This window comes from Mycobacterium sp. 29Ha, assembly GCF_032883055.1.
Classification (GTDB): domain Bacteria; phylum Actinomycetota; class Actinomycetes; order Mycobacteriales; family Mycobacteriaceae; genus Mycobacterium; species Mycobacterium gallinarum.
Genome location: NZ_JAMQTI010000008.1, coordinates 236,910 through 256,849, shown reverse-complemented (window position 1 = coordinate 256,849; position 19,940 = coordinate 236,910). Strand labels below are relative to the sequence as shown.

Here is a 19,940-nt window from a genome sequence, read left to right as displayed (position 1 = left end):
TTCCCAGCCGGAAACCGCTACTGCCATCACCTTGGACGAAAAATCGGGGCTAGCCGTCGCGCGGAGGATCGACGATGACCGAGATTTCCTTGCCCAGTTGGTATCCCGGCATCAGCGGTAGCTCGTCTCCGCTCCAGAACACCCCGGGGTCGAACCAGTTGTAGCTCTTCTCCGTCGACATCAATCCCATCTCCTCATAGGTGATCGCGACGGTCTCGGCGCAGTAGGCAGTCTCCACACCACCTTGCAGCTTCGCCTGCTTCTTCTTCTGGGTGGCCTCACTGACTTTCCGGTGCAGGAACGGAATTCCGCGCGTGAAGTCGGCGGTGTTCACCCGGCCACGAAACCACCGGCCGGTGAGCCTCGCCGTGCTGGGAAAGGGTGTGCCGTCCATGCGGGCAACCACTTTCAGCGCGCGGTCCTCCTGCTCGCGGGTGGCCTCCGGCGTGAGCTGACGAAACCAGCAGCGCTGGTGATAGTTGTGCACCCAACGTTCGACGACCTGGCGTGCATCGTTGAGCTGAACTCCGCGGTGGTTGCCGCCGGACCACATGTCGGTGAGCTTGTCGCCGAGTTCGGCGTGCCAGATCAGCGGTGGCAAATCCTCGATGGCGATCGTCATTCCGACGTGGTTGACCGGGCTGTTGCTCATCGCCTGAATGGCGCGATCGGGTCCCGACGTGCCCCGGAACAGCCAGAGATCGCCGGTCCGGGTCTCTTCGAGCGCCTTGGCCAGCGACACGGAGCTTGGATTCACGAGAGCAGCTTAGGCAGACTCTCGGTATGCGTGGCATTTGGAAGTGGGTCGGACTGGCCGGGGTCGCCGGTGTCGTGGCGGGCGGGGCGCTGGTGGCGCGCGATCAGCGGCGGCGCAATGCGTACACACCCGAGGACATTCGCGATCGATTGCACCAGCGCGTGGCCGAAGCCGAGAGGACCGGAAGTTAGGCCGCCACGGCGTAGAGGCGGTACGTCCCGCTGAACCCCTTGAGGTTCGCGTCGCGGCCACCGTCGAACGCGAACTCGTCGTTGAGCGAGTCGCGTACCTCCTTGCTGACCAGCACCTCACCGCCTTCGGCCTCGCCGGCCACGCGGGCGGCCATCGCGACGTTGCGCCCGAACAGGTCGTCGCCGCGCCGCACGGACTTGCCCACATGAATTCCGATTCGCACCCGAATGTTCTCGGACTCTCTGCGAAGCGAGCGCTGGATATCGAGGCTGCATCGCACCGCCTGATCCGGCTGGGCGAACGCGACCATGAAACCGTCGCCCTGGCTCTTCACCACGTGGCCCGAATGCTTCGTGACGTGCCTGCGCACCATTTTGTCGTGTCTGCCGATCAACCTGACCCACGCGCGATCCCCGATGCGTTCGTTGAGTGCCGTCGACTCTTCGATGTCGGAGAACAGGATCGCGACGCGACCGCTGGGCGCCAGTCGAGCCAGGTCTGGACGTTCGACCTCGGCCCAGTCGGCGAGGTCTTCGATCGAGGACCGCACCGCGGCGCCGAATCCGTCCTTACGCAGGATGTTGGCCGTCTGCCACACCGTCTTGACGGCCTCGCGACCACCGGTGAGCAGCATGTTCCTGGTGTCGACGCGGCTGCGTAGCGCTTCGAGTTCCTCCCGGTCGCGGTTGCGCTGCACGTAGAGCACGACGAGCGCGACGGCCTCTGCCATGGCGATCGCACCGAGCACGTAGGCCGCGATCTGTGCACCCATCACAGCTCAAGTATTGGATGCTGAAGCCGTGATGTCTGGGAAGTCTGGGATGTCGGCGCAAGCCCCCTATTACGAGAGTCGCTATATCCGCGCGAACCACCCTGACCGGCCGCAGGCGCTGTGGTTGCGCGAGACGCTACTGATGCCGACGGCGGGTGATCCCGTCGCGGACGTCTGGGTGATGGTGTTCGACCCCGGCGGGTCGGGTAACCGCGCGCTCAAGGAGCCCTACGCCATCGACGCGGCCTCCTACGAGTACGACGATTGGACCGCGCGGATCGGCGCCGCGACCCTCGATGATCGGTCCGCGCAGGGCGTCGTGACCGGCGGCCCAAGTCTGATTGCCGGCTCAGCCGGCGGTCGATCGGCGCGCTGGGATCTCCGGATCACCCCCGGACTGGACGCACCGGTCAAGCTCCTCACCGAGCGTGCGTACCGGGCGCGGATCCCGACGGCGAAGACCACGGTGCGACATCCGCTCGCGCGGTTCAACGGAGCACTCGAGCTCGACGACGCCCGCGTCGTCGTCGACGACTGGACCGGAAGCGTGAACCACAACTGGGGGACCAAACACACGCCGGCGTATGCCTTCGGCCAGGTGTGCGGGTTCGACAATGCGCCGGATTCAACCCTGGAGATCGTGACGGCGCGAGCTGCGATCGGCCGGTTCCTGACGCCGGCCGCCACGCTGTTCGTGTTCCGGCACGAGGGTGAGGAGTTCGCGGTCCGATCGATCCTGAGCAGTTTGCAGACGCACGCGCGTTATCGACCGTTCGCGTGGACCTTCGGTGGCCGGATCGGGGATCACATGATCGAGGGGGAGATCGTTGCCGAGCCCGAAGACGTCATCGGGCTGACGTACACCGATACCGACGGCGGGCAGAAGTACTGCTACAACTCGGCCATCGCGACGTGTCGAATCCAGGTGGCGGGCAGGGCATTTTCACGAGCGGAACTCGTGGCCTCCCAGCGTGCCATGTTCGAGATCCTCGCCGACACCCGTCATGACGCGGTGCCATTGCTGGCTTAGGTGAATGCCTTCGTCACCGTCATCCCGCGGATGTGAAGCCACTGCGTTTCTTCGGCCGATTTCTCGCAGTGGTTTCACACGCGCGGGGCTTGTCGGGGTGAGTCGGCACACTCACGCCATGGGGGAGTGGCCATTCATCGGTAGCGAGGCGATCGCAGGAGGACGGTTGACGCCTTACGCCCTCCGAAGCCGGTTCGCTTCGATGCATCCCGACGTCTACATCGCGAAGGGTGCAGAAGTCACGGCGGTCATCCGCGCCAAAGCGGCGTGGCTGTGGTCTCGGCGTAAGGCGGTGATCGCGGGACAGTCAGCCGCTGCGCTGCACGGGGCGAAGTGGGTCGACCGTCGCGGTCCTGCTCAGCTGATCTACGACAATCGACGTCCTCCTCGCGGTATCCGCACTTGGGCCGACCGCTTTGACGATGACGAGGTTCAACTGTTGAACGGCATGATGGTGACGACGCCTGCACGCACCGCGTTGGACATTGCCTGCCGCTACGACGTGGAGTCCGCGGTCGCCAAGATCGATGCGCTTGCCCGCGCGACGAAACTAAAGGTGGCCGACGTCGAACTGCTCATCGATCGGTATCGCGGTCGGCACGGGATCAAGAATGCGCGTGTCGCATTGGATCTCGTTGACGCGGGAGCCGAATCGCCACGCGAAACGTGGCTGAGATTGCTGCTCATCCGGGCGGGGTTTCCCAGACCCCAGACCCAGGTACCGGTGTACAACGAGTACGGCGTGCTGGTGGCGATTTTGGACTTGGGCTGGGAGGACATCAGGGTAGGTGCCGACTACGAAGGTAAGCACCACTGGAATAGCCGCAGTCAGATCGACCACGACATCAGGCGTTTCGAAGACATCGGCGAATCGGGCTGGATCGACATCCGAGTGACGGCACGGGACACCGAGGCTGGTGTCATCCGTCGTATCGCTGCCGCTCGAGCGCGCGGAGAGCGCGGAACTACCGGCTAGAAGCCTTCGGTCAGCACCCGGTCCAGTGTGTCGACGTAGAAGTCGGCGCCCTCGATGTCAATGCACAACGGCGGCTTGGTCTTCAGGATGTTCAGATGATCGCCCGTCGGCTGGATGATCACGCCGAGTTCGAGCATGCGGTCGCAGATCGCGGCGGTCTCTTCGGTCGCGGGCTCGAGGGTATGCGCATCGCGGACCATCTCGACGCCGAGGTACAGCCCGATCCCGTGCACGGTGCCGATGATGGGATGCCGCTGCTGCAGCGCCTGCAGCCCGGCCTTGAGATGCGCGCCGACGTGAGAGGCGTTCTGCTGCAGCGCCTCTTCCTCCAGTACGTCGAGCACCGTGATGCCAATCGCGCACGACAGGGGGCTACCGCCGGTCGACGAGAAGAAGTAGCCCTGCGACGCGAACCTTTCCGCGACTTCGCGACTGGTGATCACCGCCCCGAGCGGGTAGCCGTTGCCCGTCGACTTGGCGATCGACACGATGTCGGGCACGGCCTCCTGCTGCTGAAAACCCCAAAACCATTCGCCGAGACGGCCATATCCGACCTGCACCTCGTCGGAGATCGCGAGCCCACCGCCCGCCCGCACGGCCGCATACACCTGTTGCAGATAGCCGTCGGGCAGCGCCATTCCGCCCGCATTGCCGTACACGCTTTCGCAGATGAACCCTGCGGGCGCGCGGCCGGCGGCGATCAGTTCGTTGATCTGTCGCACCGCCTCATCGGCGTACCGCACCGCGTCGGCCCCGCGATACTTGCCACGGAAGCTGTTGGGCGATTCGACCGTGTGCACCCACTCCGGTCGGGTCGCGAGCGCGTTCGGGTTGTCGGCGATCGAGGTCGACACCGCGTCGGTGCCGTACGTCCAGCCGTGGTAGGCCTCCCTGACCGCGACCACATCGCGGCGGCCCGTCGCCGCCGTCGCCAGCCTGATCGCCAGATCGCTTGCTTCCGAACCGGAGTTGACCAGAAAGACCGTGTCCAGCGGGTCGGGCAGAGTCGCGGCCAGCCGCTCACTGAACTCGACCACCGCCTCGTAGTTGAACCGTGAGTTCGTGTTCAGCTTCCGCAGCTGACGGGCGGCGGTGGCGGCGACGCGGGGGTGTGCGTGGCCGAGCACGGTCACGTTGTTGACCATGTCGAGATAGCAGCGGCCCCGGGTCGACAGCAGGTAGTTGCGCCATCCGCGCTCGATCTGCGGGGGCGTGCGGTAGTAGTGCTCCTGCACCTGCGCGAAACTGGCCTCTCGACGCGTCAGCAGATCCGGCGCCGCCGCCACCTCCGTCGGGCCCAGCCCGAGCAGGGGACGTGGATCCCGGGTCAGCGCAAGCCATCCCGGCGCCAGCTCTGCGGTCGTGAACTGCGGCGCCGCAGGTGCACCTGTCGGCCGCACCGATACCTGCACCCAGCGTTGCGCCGACGCCTCCGCCAGGGTTTCGCCGGCGCGCAGGCTGCCCGACCCCACCGGACGCACCCCGGCGAGCATCAGCTCGTAACCGGAGCCCTGAAAGGTGATGCCATCGGCGGACGCGTCGGCGACGACACCATCCCACGGGGCGCGCAGCGCGATGTCCGATGCCGGCCACATACTGACGCCGGTTGGTACGACGGCCGGGCTGTCCTGGCTCAACTTCGGCGCCCGGTTCAGCCTTGGCTGACCGTAAACGGTCACCACCAGCTCGGCGCCGTCCCGAACGGCGGCGCGCGCCTGCGAATCCTCGAGATCTGCTGTGAGCCAGCCGCCGTCGTCGTAGCTGTCAGCCGTCGTGGACAGGTCGAGTGTCACCGCCGCGGCGTCGACGAGCGGCGTCGTCACCTCGATCGCCGCAGGTGTCCGGCTCAGCCCGAGGTCGGCCTTGACGATCTCGGTCATGACGTCCATCGGCACCGAGACGGCCTGCTCGAACATGCGCCATTCGCCGTCGGACTGCTCGGTCACGTAGTCGTTGTCGGGGTCGAGCGCCGCCTGCTGTGCACCGCTGACGATCAACACAGCGGTGCGCAACACCAACAAGGGCCACAGCGCGTCCGCTTCGACTGCGGTGAGTGGGCGAATGTCGTTGAACGCGCGGATCGCCGGCAGCACCGACGTCGGATCGCTGCCCGCATGCCCCAGCACACACGACGCCGTGATCGCGAGCTCGGCGACCGCCCAGCTGTCGGTCAGGTCGCCAAAGTCGATGACTCCGTCGGCATGGGCGCCCGACACCACCATGTTGGCATCGGTGAGATCCAGATGGACCGCCTGCCGCGGCAGGTCATCGGCCAGTGGCGCGATGCGCGACCACGCCTGCCGCGCCGCCGTCTCGAGTGCGGTCCGGTGTCCGGTGTCCGATACGTGCGAAATCAGTTCGGCGACAACGTCGGCGCCGTGCCGTAGATCCCATTGCAGGATTCGGTCCAGGCCGGGATGGGTGAAACCGGCGAGCGCACGGCTCACCCGGCCCGCCACCTCGCCGAGGCCGGCGACCGCTGTCGGCGACAGGTAGCCGGACTGCAGCAGGGTGCCGCCGGGAAGGTACTGCAGCAGCCGGACGTAGGCAGGTCCGTCGACCAAACCCATGATGGTCGTACACTTCTCGCCGGCGATGTTCGGCAGTGGGACCGCGACGCGTAAACCGGGTTCGCTCGAGGCGATCAGATCGGCCGCGAGGTCCTGAGCCTGCAGCTCGGTGGCGTTGAAGGCGGGGTTGGCGACCTTCAGCACACCGGCGATCGTCCCGTCTTCAGAAATGACGGTGAAGTTCCGGTCTTGCTGGCTGCCAAGGGATTCGGCGCTGGCCGACAGTCCGTAGTGCTCACGCAGGATCTGCTCGGCCTGCTCCTCGCTCACCTGCGGCGCGGGCAACCCCGGCTCTTCGAGGAAATTGAAGCCGACGGTGCGGCGATCTCCGGTCACTTGCAGACGAACTGAACAACGACTTCGGAGAAGGCATCGTTGTCGTCTCCGGCTGCGGTGTGCCCGGCGTCCGACAATTCGACGAACTCGGCGCGGGGTACCTTCTCCAGAAAGTCTTTGACACCTTCGGAACTGACCACGTCGGAAAGCTTGCCCCGGATGAGCAGGATCGGGATCGTCGACTCCACAACCGCGCGCTCGAGCTTCTCCACCCGGACGAACGGGTCGTCCATCGGTGCGGTGAGGAACGCCGGATCCCAGTGCCAGTACCACCGCCCGTCACGCAAACGCAGATTCTTCTTCAAACCCTCGGGGCTGCGCGGCTTCGTCCGGTAGGGGAGATATGCGGCGACCGCGTCGGCCGCCGCGTCGAGCGACTCGAAGCCCTCGATGCCGCTCGACATGAACTCGCGAATGCGGGCGCTGCCGTCCTTCTCGTAGCGCGGCACCACGTCGACGAGTACGAGTTTGGTCACCCGCTGCGGTCCGGCGGCGTGTGCGACCAGCATTCCGGTCATTCCGCCCATGCTTGCGCCGATCAGGATGACCGGACGGCCGATCTGGTCGATGACGGCCAGGGTGTCGTTGCACAGCGCATCGATCGTGTAATTGGCATCAGGTGCGCGGTCGCTATCGCCGTGTCCACGGCTGTCCAGAGCGACGACGTGCAGCCCGTGGTCGGCCAGGATCTGCCCGGTGCCCTTCCACGAGAAGCGGTTCTGGCCGCCGCCGTGGAGCAACAGCACCGTCGGCCGATCCTGCGCGGACGGTGCCCCGCGGTTCCACTCGTCGGCGACCAGGGTGATGTCGGCGTCGACGCCGGCTACCCGGAACTTCACCGTTTGCGGCTCACTGCGTGTGGCATCCAACCGACTTCCTCTCCGCCGATCCGGAGCCTCACGTTACCGAGGCAGAATTTGCGTGTAACTTCGGCCCAGCTGGCGAACGGCCTTCCTATGATTTGCGACGTGCAGCCAGAAACCGCCGAGGGTGATGACCGTGGTTGCATCATCGATGCTGCATATACCTGCCTGTCAGAGCCCCATTCCGGCGCGATCCCGATCGCGGCGATCCTGCAGCGTGCGGGTGTGTCGACGCGGGCGTTCTACCGCCACTTCGAATCCAAGGACGAATTGTTCCTGGCGATGCTGCGCCAGGAGACCGACTTGTTGGCTGAGCGCCTGGACCGCATCTGTGCCGAAGTCCCCGGCGGCCCGGCGGATCAGGTCAGGGCCTGGATATCCGGCATGTTCGGATTGATTCACGACGACCAGACCCGAATGCACTTCTCGGTAATCGATTCCGACGAAGTGCGCGCCGCGAAGGGATACCGCGAGACGCGCGAGCAAGCCCACGCCGACCGCGAGCGCTCGCTGGTCGGGATCCTGCGCCGCGGCCGCGACGACGGGACCTTCCCGCTCACGAATCCCGAGCAGGACGCGATCGCCATCAGCGCAGTGGTCAGCAGGGTGATGCTCAGCCAGCACTACGAGGACAGGGAAGGTGTGCAGCGGGCGCAGAACCGGGTCCTGGACTTCGCGTTACGTGCCCTGGGCGCCACCCCGCGATGAGTTTTGCTTGCGCCGGAAGTCGGTTCTGACATGCCTTCCATTACGCCAAGCCTGTGGTTCGACAACAATCTCGAGGAAGCCGCGGCGTTCTATACCGCAATCTTCCCCAACTCCTCGATCGAGGGGTTCGAGCACTACACCGACGCCGGCCCGGGTACGCCCGGTGAGGTCGCGTGGGGCACATTCTCGCTGGACGGGCAACGTTTCATCGGCATCAATGGCGGTCCGCAGTTCCCGTTTTCCGAGGCGGTGTCCTTCGAAATCCGCTGCAAGGACCAGGCGGAGGTCGACTATTACTGGGAGCGGTTGCTCGACGGGGGCGAGGAGTCGCAGTGCGGCTGGCTCAAGGATCGATTCGGCCTGAGCTGGCAGGTTGTGCCCGACCGGCTCTATGAGCTGCTTGCCGACCCGGACCCCGCACGCGCCGCTGCGGCAAACAAAGCGATGCTCGGAATGCGCAAGATCGTCATCGCCGAATTGGAGGAAGCAGTCCGTATTTGACGGTTACTGCATCTAAATAGCATCTCGGAAGTAGCCTTTCGTATGGCTTTCGGCGGGGTGCGACGTCAGTGTCACGGTCCAGATGGCGTGATTCAAATCCGTGATGCTACGGTCACCCGCGTCCCATCGCGCTGCCCAGATTCACAGCACTTGTGGGGGCAGGGGATCGGTTCAGGCGGAAGGAAGTAGCACGTGGTCGCTTCCGACGTCCTCGTCAAGCCGGTCCGCGCAGTCGGCGGTTTCTACGGGATGGCGCTCGACACGTTCGTCGCGATGGTCAGGCCGCCGTTCGCATGGCGCGAATTCATCACCCAAGCCTGGTTCGTCGCGCGGGTGTCGATCGTGCCGACCTTGATGTTGACGATCCCCTACACCGTGCTGCTGACGTTCACCTTCAACATTCTGCTCAGGGAGTTCGGTGCGGCCGATTTCTCGGGAACCGGTGCCGCGCTCGGCACGGTGCGGCAGATCGGTCCGATCGTGACGGTGCTGGTTGTCGCGGGCGCGGGCGCCACGGCCATGTGCGCCGACCTCGGTGCCAGGACCATTCGTGAGGAACTCGACGCGCTGCGGGTGATGGGCGTCGATCCGATCCAGGCGCTCGTGGTACCGCGCGTGCTGGCCGCGACCCTGGTGTCGCTGGCACTGTCCGCGACGGTGATCCTCGTCGGCCTCGCGGGCGCCTACTTCTTCTGCATCTACATCCAGAACGTGTCACCCGGTGCGTTCGCTGCGGGCCTGACGCTGATCATCGGCGCGCTCGACGTCACCATCGCGCTGATCAAGGCGGCCTTGTTCGGGCTCTCGGCCGGTCTGATCGCCTGCTACAAAGGCATATCCGTGGGCGGCGGCCCGGCGGGCGTCGGCAACGCGGTCAACGAGACCGTTGTCTTCACTTTCATGGCGCTGTTCGCGATCAACGTCGTCGCGACCGCGGTGGCAGTGCGGGTGACGATGTGAGCAGCGCACCTGTGGAACGGACCCGCCGGCCGATCGACCGGCGGTTCCCTCGCTTGGCGAAGCGGCTCGACGGTTATGCCGGAGCCTGGAATCACGTCGGCATGCAGACGAAGTTCTACGGCAAGACGCTGCGCAGCATCCCGTACGTGTTCACCAACTACCGGATCGAGCTGATGCGCATCATCGCTCAGATGGGCCTGGGCACAGGCGCTCTGGTGGTGATCGGCGGAACGGTCGCGATCGTCGGCTTTCTCACGGTGACCACCGGCGCCCTGGTGGCGGTGCAGGGCTATACCGACTTCTCCGAGATCGGCGTCGAGGCGTTGACGGGGTTCGCGTCGGCGTTCTTCAATGTCCGCCTCATCGCACCGGCGACCACGGCGATCGCACTGGCGGCCACCATCGGCGCCGGCGCCACGGCGCAACTGGGCGCCATGCGGATCAACGAGGAGATCGACGCGCTCGAGGTGATGGGAATCCGCAGCATCGCGTACCTCGCGTCCACCCGCGTTATTGCGGGCCTCGTGGTCGTGATCCCGCTGTACTGCGTCGGCGTGCTCGCCTCGTTCTGGGCCGCACGATTCGGCACCACCGTGATCTACGGCCAGTCGACCGGTGTGTACGACCACTACTTCCGCACATTCCTGAATCCGACGGACCTGGTGTGGTCGTTCGTTCAGAGCATCGCGATGGCCGTGGTGATCATGTTGATTCATACCTATTACGGCTTCTCGGCAAGCGGCGGACCGGCGGGCGTGGGGGAGGCTGTGGGACGTGCGGTGCGCACCTCGCTGATCGTCGCGGCTTTCGTGGTGATGATGATCTCGCTCGCGGTGTACGGGCAAACCGGCAACTTCAATCTGGCTGGATGACGCGATGGCTGACGCGAGGGACGACGAAGGGTTGCACCCGGCTTGGTGGACGCTGTTCTTGGTGCTGCTGGTGATTGGCGCCATCTGGTTGACGGCGGCGTTGTTCACGGGTTCGCTGGAGAAGTTCGTGCCGGTCACGCTGACGTCCGAGCGGTCCGGTCTGGTGATGGAAACCGACGCCAAGGTCAAGCTGCGCGGTGTTCAGGTCGGGCGGGTCGCCGCAATCGAGGGCGGCAGCGAACCGGTCAAGCTCAAGCTCGAGATCTACCCGGATCAACTCCAGTACATTCCGGCCAACGTCGAGGCGCAGATCCGCGCCACCACGGTGTTCGGCGCCAAGTTCGTGGATCTCGTCTATCCGAGCGATCCCAGCTCGGAACGGCTGAGGGCCGGCCAGGTGCTGGTGTCGCGCAACGTCAGCGTCGAGGTCAACACGGTGTTCGAGAACGTCGTCGGCGTGCTCGACCAGATCGACCCGGCCAAGCTCAACAGCGTGCTGTCGGCGCTCGCCGAAGGTGTCCGCGGCAAGGGCGAGCGGATCGGGGAGGCGACCACCGACGCCAATCAGGTCCTTCTCGCACTGAACCCGCGCAGCGAGACCATCCGCGCCGACTGGCAGTCGATCAAGAACTTCAGCGACACCTATAGCGTTGCGGCACAAGACATTCTCGCGACGCTCAACGCAGCCAGCACCACCAGCGAGACCGTCACCAGGAATGCGGACGCCTTGGATGCATTGCTGCTCAGCACAATCGGGCTCTCCAACAGCGGTATCGCGCTGCTCGCGCCGAGTCAGGCGAATCTGATCAAGGCCATCAACGTGCTCGAGCCGACGACCAACCTGCTGTACAAGTACAACCCCTCCTACACCTGCTTGCTCTTGGGCGCCAAGCATCTACTGGACCACGGCGGGTACGAAGCGCCGGGCGGCAATGGGCGATCGATCGTCCTCGACGCCGGTCTGGCCCTCGGGGATGACCCGTACAGCTTCCCGCGGCACCTGCCGATCGTCGGCGCCAAGGGCGGTCCCGGGGGCAAGCCGGGTTGCGGGTCGCTGCCCGACGTCAAGGAGAACTGGCCCGTCCGCCAGCTCGTGACGAACACCGGCTTCGGAACCGGAGTCGACTGGCGACCCAACCCCGGCATCGGCTTCCCCGGCTACGTCAACTACCTGCCGACCACTCGTGCGGTGCCCGAGCCGCCGAGCATCCGGAACCTGTTCGGCGGCCCCGCGATCGGTCCGGTCCCGTATCCGGGCGCCCCCGCGTACGGTGCGCCGCTGTACGCGCCGGACGGAACGCCGCTGTGGCCGGGCCTGCCGCCGGCCCCGCCACCGGGAGCGCCGAAGGATCCGGGTCCGCGGCCGGGGTCTGAGCCCTTCGTGGTGCAGGCGCCCGCCTTCCAACAACCGACACCGTTGCCACCGGTTCCGCTGCCGCACTTCGCGGCACCAGGACCGTGACCGCCCGACACTTCGACCGGAAAGGAATGCCGCAATGACCGCCAACTGGAAAAGCGCAGCCGTGCGTCTCGGCGTCTTCCTTGCCGTGTGTCTGCTCGGCGTGTTCGCGCTGTACGCGGTGTTCGGGCAGATGCGCTTCGGAGAAAAGGCCAACACGTACAAGGCCGAGTTCCTGAACGTGACCGGCCTGGAGAAGAACGACTTCGTCCGCATCGCGGGCGTGGAGGTCGGCAAGGTCGAGAACATCTCCATCCAAGGGGATACGACCGCACTCGTCGAGTTCACCGCCGACGACTCGGTCGTGCTCACCGACGGCAACCGGGCGGTGATCCGGTACGACGACCTGATCGGCGGCCGTTACCTGTCGCTGGTGGAGGGTGCGGGTGGCACCACGAAAGTCAAGCCGGGGGAAACGATTCCGCTGGCCCGGACATCGCCCGCACTGGATCTCGATGCGCTGATCGGTGGCTTCCGGCCGCTGTTCTCGGCGTTGGACCCCGACCAGGTGAATGCCTTGTCCGGACAGCTGATTCAGGCGTTCGAGGGCCAGGGCGCGACAATCGGCTCATTCCTGTCGCAAACCGCGGCGCTGACCAACACACTGGCCGACCGCGATCAGTTGATCGGTGAGGTCATCGTCAACCTGAACACCGTGCTCGGATCGCTCGGCAGCCAAAGTGACCAGTTCGCAAAGGCGGTCGACTCGCTCTCGGAACTGGTGCAGGGACTCGCGGAGCGCAGGACCGATATCGCCAACGGTGTCGCGTACGCGAATGCCGCAGCAGGCAGTGTCGCGGATCTGCTGTCGCAGGCACGTCCGCCGTTCGCGAAGACCATCCAGGAAACCGACCGGGCGGCAGGCATCGTGGTGGCCGATATCGACTACTTCGACAACCTGATCAACACCCTCCCCGACGCCTATCAGGCGTTGAGCCGGCAGGGCATCTACGGTGACTTCTTCTCGTTCTACCTGTGCGACATCATCCTCAAGCTCAACGGCAAGGGTGGCCAGCCGGTCTACGTGAAGATCGCCGGACAGCCGACGGGGAGGTGCGCGCCGCGATGAAGCCGTTCTCCGAACGTAGTCCGCTCGTCATGGGTGCCATCGGCCTCGGCCTGACCGCCGGGATCGTGCTCGTCGCGCTCCAATACGACAAGATCCCGTTCATCAACCAGACCAAGGAGTACTCGGCATACTTCGACGAGGCTGGCGGCCTGACAACCGGTGCGGGCGTGCAGGTTTCGGGCTTCCAGGTGGGCCAGGTCCGGTCGATCGATCTGGACGGGCCGCAGGTGCTGGTCAAGTTCACCATCGACGACGACATCGCGCTCGGGGACCGCACCGAGGCCGCGATCAAGACCAAGGGCCTGCTGGGCGCGAAAATCCTCGAGGTCACGTCGCGCGGCGACGGCCGCCAGGAGGGCACGATTCCGCGTGACCGCACGACATCGCCGTACCAGCTGCCCGACGCGCTGGGTGAGCTCGCGACGACCATCAGCGGTCTGGACACCACGCAGCTTTCCGATTCCCTGCGGGTGGTTGCGGATACGTTCTCCGAGACCCCGCCCGAGCTCCGGGTCGCCGTCGAGGGCGTTGCCCGATTCTCCGAGACCCTCAACCAGCGCGACGCCGAGTTGCGGGAACTGCTCACCAATGCCAACAAGTCGACGGCGGTGCTGGCCGAGCGCAGCGACCAGGTTGTCAGCCTGATCGCCGACACCAACGCGCTGCTGGCGGAGCTGCAGAACCAGAGCGCCGCCATCGACCAGATCTCGGGCAGCATCTCGGCGCTGAGCCAGCAGTTGGAGGGTTTCATCTCCGAGAACCGCGACACGATGAGGCCCGCGATCGACAAGCTCAACGGCGTGCTGACGGTCCTCGACAACCGCAAGGAGCGGCTGCAGAAGGGGCTGAAACTGCTGACCGGCTATGCGATGTCGCTGGGGGAGTCGGTCTCGTCGGGGCCGTTCTTCAAGAACTACATCGCCAACCTGCTTCCCGGCCAGTTCCTGCAGCCTTTCATCGACGTGGCGTTCTCCGACCTCGGTCTGGATCCCAACGTGCTGTTGCCATCCGAGCGCACCGACCCGCAGATCGGCACACCCGCAGTCCCGGCGATGCCGGTGCCGTACCCACGTACCGGCCAGGGCGGCGAGCCGAATCTTCAGCTGCCCGATGCCATCACGGGCAATCCGGGGGATCAAGGGTGTGGTCCGCCCGGTATACCGCTGCCCGGCCCGACCGGCTGCTACCCGTACCGCGAGCCGCTGCCGCCTGGACCGCCCGGCGGCCCGCCGCCCGGACCGCCCGCGGCTGCGCCGCCGGGACTGGGGTCCATCCCCGTCCCGACGCCAAGCCCGGTGATGGTTCCCGCGCCGGGTGAGGTCTACTCGGATCCGGTGGCCGGCCGATGAATCGCATTCGCAAGAGCTGGGTGGCCGTAGGGCTGGTCGTGCTGCTGGTCGCTGGTGTGGTCGTCCTGCTGCGCACCAGCGACACCATCAACCGCACGAATGTCGTTGCGTACTTCGAGAACAGCAACGGCATCTACGTAGGTGACGACGTGCGGATACTCGGTGTGAACGTCGGCTCGATCAGCAAGATCGAGCCGGAGCCCGACCGTGTCAAGATCTCGTTCTGGTACGACAGCAAGTACAAGGTGCCCGCGGACGCCAGCGCCGCGGTCCTGTCGCCGACGCTGGTGACCTCGCGTGCGATCCAGCTGACGCCGGTGTACACGGGCGGTGCCACGATGGCCGACAACACGGTGATTCCGCGTGAGCGCACGGTGGTGCCGGTCGAATGGGACACGTTGCGTTCTCAGCTCGAACGACTGGCCAAGGAGTTGCAGCCCACCGAGCCCGGTGGGGTGAGCCCGCTCGGCGCGGTGATCAACACCGCCGCCGACAACCTGCGTGGCCAGGGTGCGAACATCCGCGACACGGTGATCAAGCTGTCGCAAGCCTTTTCGGCTCTCGGCGACAAGAGCACCGACATATTCTCGACCATCAAGAACCTGTCGATCCTGGTGTCGGCTCTGCAGGACAGTACGAACCTGATGCGTCAACTGAACCAAAACCTGGCGTCGGTCACCGGCCTGCTTGCCGACAATCCCAATGAGGTCGCCGACGCGGTGCGGGATTTCAACGCCGTCATCGGTGACGTCCAGACGTTCGTCGCGGACAACCGCGAATCCCTGGGCACCACATCGGACAAGCTGGCCGGTGTGACACAGGCGCTGAACGACAGTCTCGACGACGTCAAACAGTTCCTGCATGTGGCGCCCAACTCATTCCAGAACTACGTCAACGTCTATCAACCGGCGCAGGGTGGCGCCAGCGCGATCCTTGCGGTCAACAACTTCGCCAACCCGATCAGCTTCCTGTGCGGTGCGGTGCAGGCGGCGTCGCGGCTGAACGCCGAGCAGTCGGCGAAGCTGTGTGTGCAGTACCTGGCGCCGATCATCAAGAACCGTCAGTACAACTTCCCGCCGATCGGCCAGAACCTCTTCGTCGGTGCGCAGGCGCGGCCGAACGAGATCACCTACAGCGAGGAGTGGATGCGGCCCAATTACATTCCGCCGCAGCCGCCTGTCGCTGCGCCGTCGCCGGCGCCGGACGGCTCTGCGCCGCCCCCACCGCCGGGACCCCCGCTTCCTGCCGAGGCCGTCGTGGCCACGAACCCAACCGACGGTCTGCAGGGAATGATGGTGCCGCATGGAACGGGGCCGCGATGACGACGCGACGAATTCGATTGCGCACCGGCGCAGCACTGCTGGCAGTCGCCGCGGTTGTTTCCGGCTGCGGTGATTGGCAGGGACTGAACTCGATTCCGCTGCCGGGGGTCGAGGGCCGCGGGCCCGGCGCGTTCACCATTCAGGCGCAGATGCCCGACGTCGACAACATCGAGCCGAATTCCCGGGTCCGGGTAGCAGACGTGACGGTCGGCAACGTGACCAAGATCGAGCGGCAGGGTTGGAACGCCCTGGTCACGATGGAGCTCAACGAGAATGTCCAGCTGCCCGCCAACGCCACGGCCAAGCTGGGGCAGACCAGCCTGTTGGGTTCGCTGCACATCGAACTCGCGCCCCCGACCGATGTGGCGCCGGAGGGCAGGCTGCACGAAGGTTCGCTGATTCCGCTGAAGTCGGCGAGCAATTACCCGAGCACCGAGCAGACGTTGGCGTCGGTCTCCCTGCTGCTCAATGGTGGCGGGATCGGGCATGTTCAGGACATCACCGAGGCGTTCAGCACCGCGTGGACGGGCCGCGAAGCCGACCTGCGCAGTCTCATCGAGCAGCTCGACATCTTCATCGGCTACGTGAACGACCAAAAGGGCGACATCATCGCCGCCAACGAGAGCATCAACAATCTGGTCGGCCAGATCGCCGAGCAGAAGCCGGTGGTGGACAGGGCATTACGCACTATCCCCGATGCGCTCGAGGTGTTGAAGGATCAGCGGAACAATCTTTCCGAGGCGCTCGTGCAGCTGGGCCGGTTCAGCGCGCTCGCCGCCGATTCGGTCGACCAGACCAAGGAAGCGCTCGTCCAGGAGCTGAGGGACCTCGGGCCGACGCTCGAACAGCTTGCCAATGCGGGCCCGGCGCTGACGCGGGCACTGAGCTTCCTGCCGACGTTCCCGTTCCCGAAAGAGACGCTGACCAACTGGATCCGGGGCGACTACGCGAACCTCTCATTGATCGTGGACATGACGCTGAGTCGCATCGACCAAGGTCTCTTCACCGGAACACGATTCGAATGCAACCTGACGTGGCTGGAGTTGTTCTGGGGCCGCACCGTCGGCCAGATGCCCAGCCCGTGCAACCACCACGTTCCACCCCCTGGCGGCAACCCGTTGCTCGAGGCGTATCGCTGGGATCAGGGGCCGTGACATGCGACTGACTCGACAGATCGTCATTCAGCTGATGATCTTCAGCGTGCTGGCCGTGGTGGCACTGGGCATCATGGTCATCTCGTACATGCGCCTGCCCGCGCTCATGGGCATCGGGGAGTATCGCGTCACCCTGGAGCTGCCGGAAGCCGGTGGGCTGTATCCGCGCGGGAACGTCACCTACCGCGGAACTCAGGTCGGCATCGTGAAGAGTGTCAAACTCACCGATAACGGTGTCGCGGCGGATCTTTCGCTTGATTCCGACGTGCCGATCCCCGCCGACCTCGAGGCCGAGGTACACAGCGTGTCCGCGGTGGGTGAGTTGTACGTTCAGTTGATTCCGCGCAGCGGCGACGGCCCGATACTCCGGGACGGCGATGTCATCCCGCAGGATCGCGCGCGGGTTCCCATCGACGTGAACACGGTCCTGGATGCCACCAACCGCGGTCTTGCCGCGATTCCGCGCGACAACCTGCGCACGGCAGTCGATGAGGCGTACACCGCGGTCGGCGGCCTCGGACCCGAGCTGTCCCGATTGGTCGACGGCGGTACCAACCTGGCCATCGATGCTCGCGAGAACCTCGACCCGTTGACGACCCTGATCGATCAGTCGCAACCGATCCTCGATTCCCAGACCGACACCGGTGGCGAGATTCAGGCGTGGGCGGCCAATCTCGCGTCGGTCACCGACCAGTTGCAGTCACAGGACGCCGCCGTGGCGGGCATTCTCGAAAAGGGGCCCGGCGCGGCCGAAGAGGTGCGGGCGCTGTTCGACCGATTGCAGCCGACGCTGCCGATCGTGTTGGCGAACCTGGTGAATATCGGCGAGGTCGCCGTCGCGTATCAGCCCAGCCTCGAGCAGTTGTTGGTGCTGTTCCCGCAGGGTACCGCGACGACGCAGGCGATCGGTGTGGCCAAGGCGAACACCAAACAGGACTACATGGGCGACTACCTGACGCTGAACCTCAACCTGAACCTGCCGCCACCGTGCACGACCGGATTCCTGCCGACCCAGCAGCAGCGGGTCCCCGCCCTGCAGGACTATCCGGACCGGCCCGCCGGCGACGTGTACTGCCGCATCCCGCAGGACGCGCCGTTCAACGTCCGCGGGGCGCGCAACCTGCCCTGCGTGACGGTGCCTGGCAAACGCGCCCCCACGGTGAAGATGTGCGAGAGCGACGAGACCTACGTGCCGCTCAACGACGGCTACAACTGGAAGGGCGACCCGAACGCCACCCTCTCCGGTCAGCCGATTCCCCAGCTGCCGCCGGGTACACCGCCTGCAGAAGTAGCTCCTCCGCCGGGTGTGGCGCCGCCGCCGATAGCGGCCGCCGAATATGATCCGGCGACAGGCACGTACGTTGGTCCGGACGGCAAGGTCTACGAGCAGTCCAACCTCGCCAACGGCGCCGCAGCACAGACGTGGCAGTCCATGCTGGTGCCTCCCGGGAACTGATGTCATTCGACTACTCCGGGCTGCGTGACAGGTGGTACCGCGAAGGCTGGTTCTCCGACCGCACCTGCCTGGATGCCTTCGAATCCGGTGCAAGGGAATACGGTTCGACTCCGGTGGTGTTCGCCACCGCCGATGCGGTCGACACGACGACGGTCGCTGTGATCCACGACCGCGCGCGTGCGTTGGCGGCGGCACTGCAACACCTGGGCACCCGTAGCGGTGATGCCGTCGCGGTCCAGTTGAACAACCGAGTCGAGTGTGCGATCGCATACCAGGCGGTGCTGCTCTGCGGTGCGGTACTCGTTCCGATCGTCCACATCTACGGTGTTGCCGAGGTCCGATTCATTCTCGAGGAGTGCGGTGTAAGGGTCCTGGTCATGCCCGAGCGCTTCCGCAGCGTCTCCTATACCGAACGCATACCGGAGTTTTCGCGCATCGACACCCTGGACCATGTTGTTGTCGTTGACGCCGCCGAGGGTGACGGCTATCTCGCATGGTCGCAACTGCAGGCCTTCGGGGACTATCGACGGCCATCGGTATCCGCCGACGCCGTCTGCCTGCTGATGTACACATCGGGCACGACGTCGGCCCCAAAAGGCGTGCAGCACAGCCACAACACGGTTCTCGCTGAGCAGCGGACCTTACCCGCGTTGATTGCGAGTGCGCCCGACGACGTGTCGCTGGTGACCTTTCCGCCGGGGCACATTGCCGGAGTCGGAAGCGTGCTGCGACCGTTGATGTCGGGTAATCGCACTGTGTTCCTCGATGGATGGGATCCCGCCCGCGCGGTCGAGTTGGGTCACGCGTACGGCGTTACCTCCACGGCGGGCGCTCCCATTCACCTGCAGGACGTCCTCGAATTGGGGGAGTCCGGCGTGAAGCTCCCCACGCTGCGTGAATTCCTGGTCGGTGCCGCGCCGGTCAGCGAGGAACTCGGCAAGCGAGCGGCCGCAGCCGGTATTGCCACGTTCCGTTCCTACGGCGCCACCGAACATCCCACAGTGACCGGAGAGCATTCGGGTGAGCCCCAGTGGGCACGACATGGCACAGATGGCAAACCACTTCCTGGTTCGTCGGTGCGCATCCTCGGGCCTGACGGGTATGAGGTGCCGGCGGGGACCGATGGCGAGGTCGTCGTCCAAGGGCCAGAACAATTTGTCGGTTACCGCGACGCCGCACTGAACGCCGATGCTTTCACGTCCGACGGCTGGTTTCGCATCGGCGATCTCGGTCATGTCGACACATCTGGCCGACTGACCATCACCGACCGAATCAAGGACGTCATCGTCCGCGGCGGTGAAACGATTTCGTCGGGCCAGGTCGAAGACGTACTCAACAGCCATCCTGCGGTGGCCGAAGGGACGGTGGTGGCGGCGCCGGATCCACGGTTCGGCGAGGTGGTCGCGGCCGTCGTCGCGCTCAAACCCGATGCGGCACTTGATATCGCCTCCCTGAGGGAGCACTTTGCGGCGGCCGGCCTGGCGAAGCAGAAGACACCCGAACGGCTTGTTTTCGTCGACGTGCTGCCGCGCACAGCGCTGGGCAAGGTGCGCAAAGCTGAGCTTCGCCGCGCGCACTTCGCGTGACGACCCGC

18 protein-coding genes are annotated in these 19,940 nt (G+C 65.5%); 14 read left to right on the top strand and 4 right to left on the bottom strand.

Annotated elements, in window-relative coordinates:
- Positions 1-49: 49 nt before the first annotated feature.
- Complete coding sequence (locus tag M1248_RS13295; protein WP_317148671.1) at positions 50-742, bottom strand: guanylate cyclase; 693 nt, start codon at positions 740-742, stop codon at positions 50-52.
- A 41-nt stretch (positions 743-783) separates the two neighbouring features.
- Here M1248_RS13295 and M1248_RS13290 point away from each other — a divergent pair, with 41 nt between their 5' ends.
- On the top strand, positions 784-948 hold the full coding sequence (locus tag M1248_RS13290) for a hypothetical protein (protein ID WP_174262089.1): 165 nt from the start codon (positions 784-786) through the stop codon (positions 946-948).
- Here M1248_RS13290 and M1248_RS13285 read toward each other — a convergent pair.
- Positions 945-1,721 carry an adenylate/guanylate cyclase domain-containing protein gene (locus M1248_RS13285; RefSeq protein ID WP_317148657.1) on the bottom strand — a complete coding sequence of 259 codons (777 nt, stop codon included), beginning with the start codon at positions 1,719-1,721 and terminating at the stop codon, positions 945-947. The two genes, M1248_RS13290 and M1248_RS13285, sit on opposite strands and share 4 nt — an antisense overlap.
- 31 nt (positions 1,722-1,752) lie before the next feature.
- Here M1248_RS13285 and M1248_RS13280 point away from each other — a divergent pair, with 31 nt between their 5' ends.
- Both M1248_RS13280 and M1248_RS13275 read left to right on the top strand, forming a co-directional pair.
- The gene (locus M1248_RS13280) at positions 1,753-2,751 is read left to right on the top strand and encodes a hypothetical protein (protein WP_317148656.1); all 999 of its coding nucleotides are present in this window, start codon (positions 1,753-1,755) and stop codon (positions 2,749-2,751) included.
- Positions 2,752-2,869: 118 nt separating this feature from the next.
- Positions 2,870-3,727 (top strand): hypothetical protein, encoded by an 858-nt coding sequence (locus M1248_RS13275; protein WP_317148655.1) that lies wholly within the window; start codon positions 2,870-2,872, stop codon positions 3,725-3,727.
- Here the strand turns inward: M1248_RS13275 and M1248_RS13270 are convergent.
- On the bottom strand, positions 3,724-6,633 hold the full coding sequence (locus M1248_RS13270) for an aminotransferase (RefSeq protein WP_317148654.1): 2,910 nt from the start codon (positions 6,631-6,633) through the stop codon (positions 3,724-3,726). The two genes, M1248_RS13275 and M1248_RS13270, sit on opposite strands and share 4 nt — an antisense overlap.
- Positions 6,630-7,502, bottom strand: a complete 873-nt coding sequence (locus M1248_RS13265) for an alpha/beta fold hydrolase (RefSeq protein ID WP_163730365.1) — start codon at positions 7,500-7,502, stop codon at positions 6,630-6,632. Before M1248_RS13265 ends, M1248_RS13270 begins: the two co-directional genes overlap by 4 nt.
- 99 nt (positions 7,503-7,601) lie before the next feature.
- On the opposite strand from M1248_RS13265, the gene M1248_RS13260 reads away from it, so the two are divergent.
- The 11 genes from M1248_RS13260 (at position 7,602) to M1248_RS13210 (ending at position 19,932) form a co-directional block, all read left to right on the top strand.
- Positions 7,602-8,204 carry a TetR/AcrR family transcriptional regulator gene (locus tag M1248_RS13260; protein WP_232076152.1) on the top strand — a complete coding sequence of 201 codons (603 nt, stop codon included), beginning with the start codon at positions 7,602-7,604 and terminating at the stop codon, positions 8,202-8,204.
- Positions 8,205-8,234: 30 nt separating this feature from the next.
- Positions 8,235-8,705, top strand: a complete 471-nt coding sequence (locus M1248_RS13255; RefSeq protein WP_163730363.1) for a VOC family protein — start codon at positions 8,235-8,237, stop codon at positions 8,703-8,705.
- A gap of 192 nt (positions 8,706-8,897) precedes the next feature.
- Positions 8,898-9,665 (top strand): MlaE family ABC transporter permease, encoded by a 768-nt coding sequence (locus M1248_RS13250; RefSeq protein WP_163730362.1) that lies wholly within the window; start codon positions 8,898-8,900, stop codon positions 9,663-9,665.
- Positions 9,666-9,766: 101 nt separating this feature from the next.
- The gene (locus M1248_RS13245; protein WP_410506664.1) at positions 9,767-10,537 is read left to right on the top strand and encodes an ABC transporter permease; all 771 of its coding nucleotides are present in this window, start codon (positions 9,767-9,769) and stop codon (positions 10,535-10,537) included.
- 4 nt (positions 10,538-10,541) lie between these two features.
- On the top strand, positions 10,542-11,999 hold the full coding sequence (locus tag M1248_RS13240; RefSeq protein WP_163730361.1) for an MCE family protein: 1,458 nt from the start codon (positions 10,542-10,544) through the stop codon (positions 11,997-11,999).
- A 34-nt stretch (positions 12,000-12,033) separates the two neighbouring features.
- On the top strand, positions 12,034-13,065 hold the full coding sequence (locus tag M1248_RS13235) for a virulence factor Mce family protein (RefSeq protein WP_317148653.1): 1,032 nt from the start codon (positions 12,034-12,036) through the stop codon (positions 13,063-13,065).
- Positions 13,062-14,414, top strand: coding sequence for an MCE family protein (locus tag M1248_RS13230; RefSeq protein WP_163730359.1), 1,353 nt, complete (start codon positions 13,062-13,064; stop codon positions 14,412-14,414). Before M1248_RS13235 ends, M1248_RS13230 begins: the two co-directional genes overlap by 4 nt.
- The gene (locus M1248_RS13225; protein WP_317148652.1) at positions 14,411-15,736 is read left to right on the top strand and encodes a virulence factor Mce family protein; all 1,326 of its coding nucleotides are present in this window, start codon (positions 14,411-14,413) and stop codon (positions 15,734-15,736) included. The genes M1248_RS13230 and M1248_RS13225 overlap by 4 nt, the downstream gene beginning before the upstream one ends.
- Positions 15,733-16,890 (top strand): virulence factor Mce family protein, encoded by a 1,158-nt coding sequence (locus M1248_RS13220; RefSeq protein WP_317148651.1) that lies wholly within the window; start codon positions 15,733-15,735, stop codon positions 16,888-16,890. Before M1248_RS13225 ends, M1248_RS13220 begins: the two co-directional genes overlap by 4 nt.
- A 1-nt stretch (position 16,891) precedes the next feature.
- Positions 16,892-18,346, top strand: coding sequence for an MlaD family protein (locus M1248_RS13215; RefSeq protein WP_317148650.1), 1,455 nt, complete (start codon positions 16,892-16,894; stop codon positions 18,344-18,346).
- Entirely contained in the window at positions 18,346-19,932 is a 1,587-nt protein-coding gene (locus M1248_RS13210; protein ID WP_410506663.1) for an AMP-binding protein, read from the top strand. The genes M1248_RS13215 and M1248_RS13210 overlap by 1 nt, the downstream gene beginning before the upstream one ends.
- Positions 19,933-19,940: the final 8 nt, after the last annotated feature.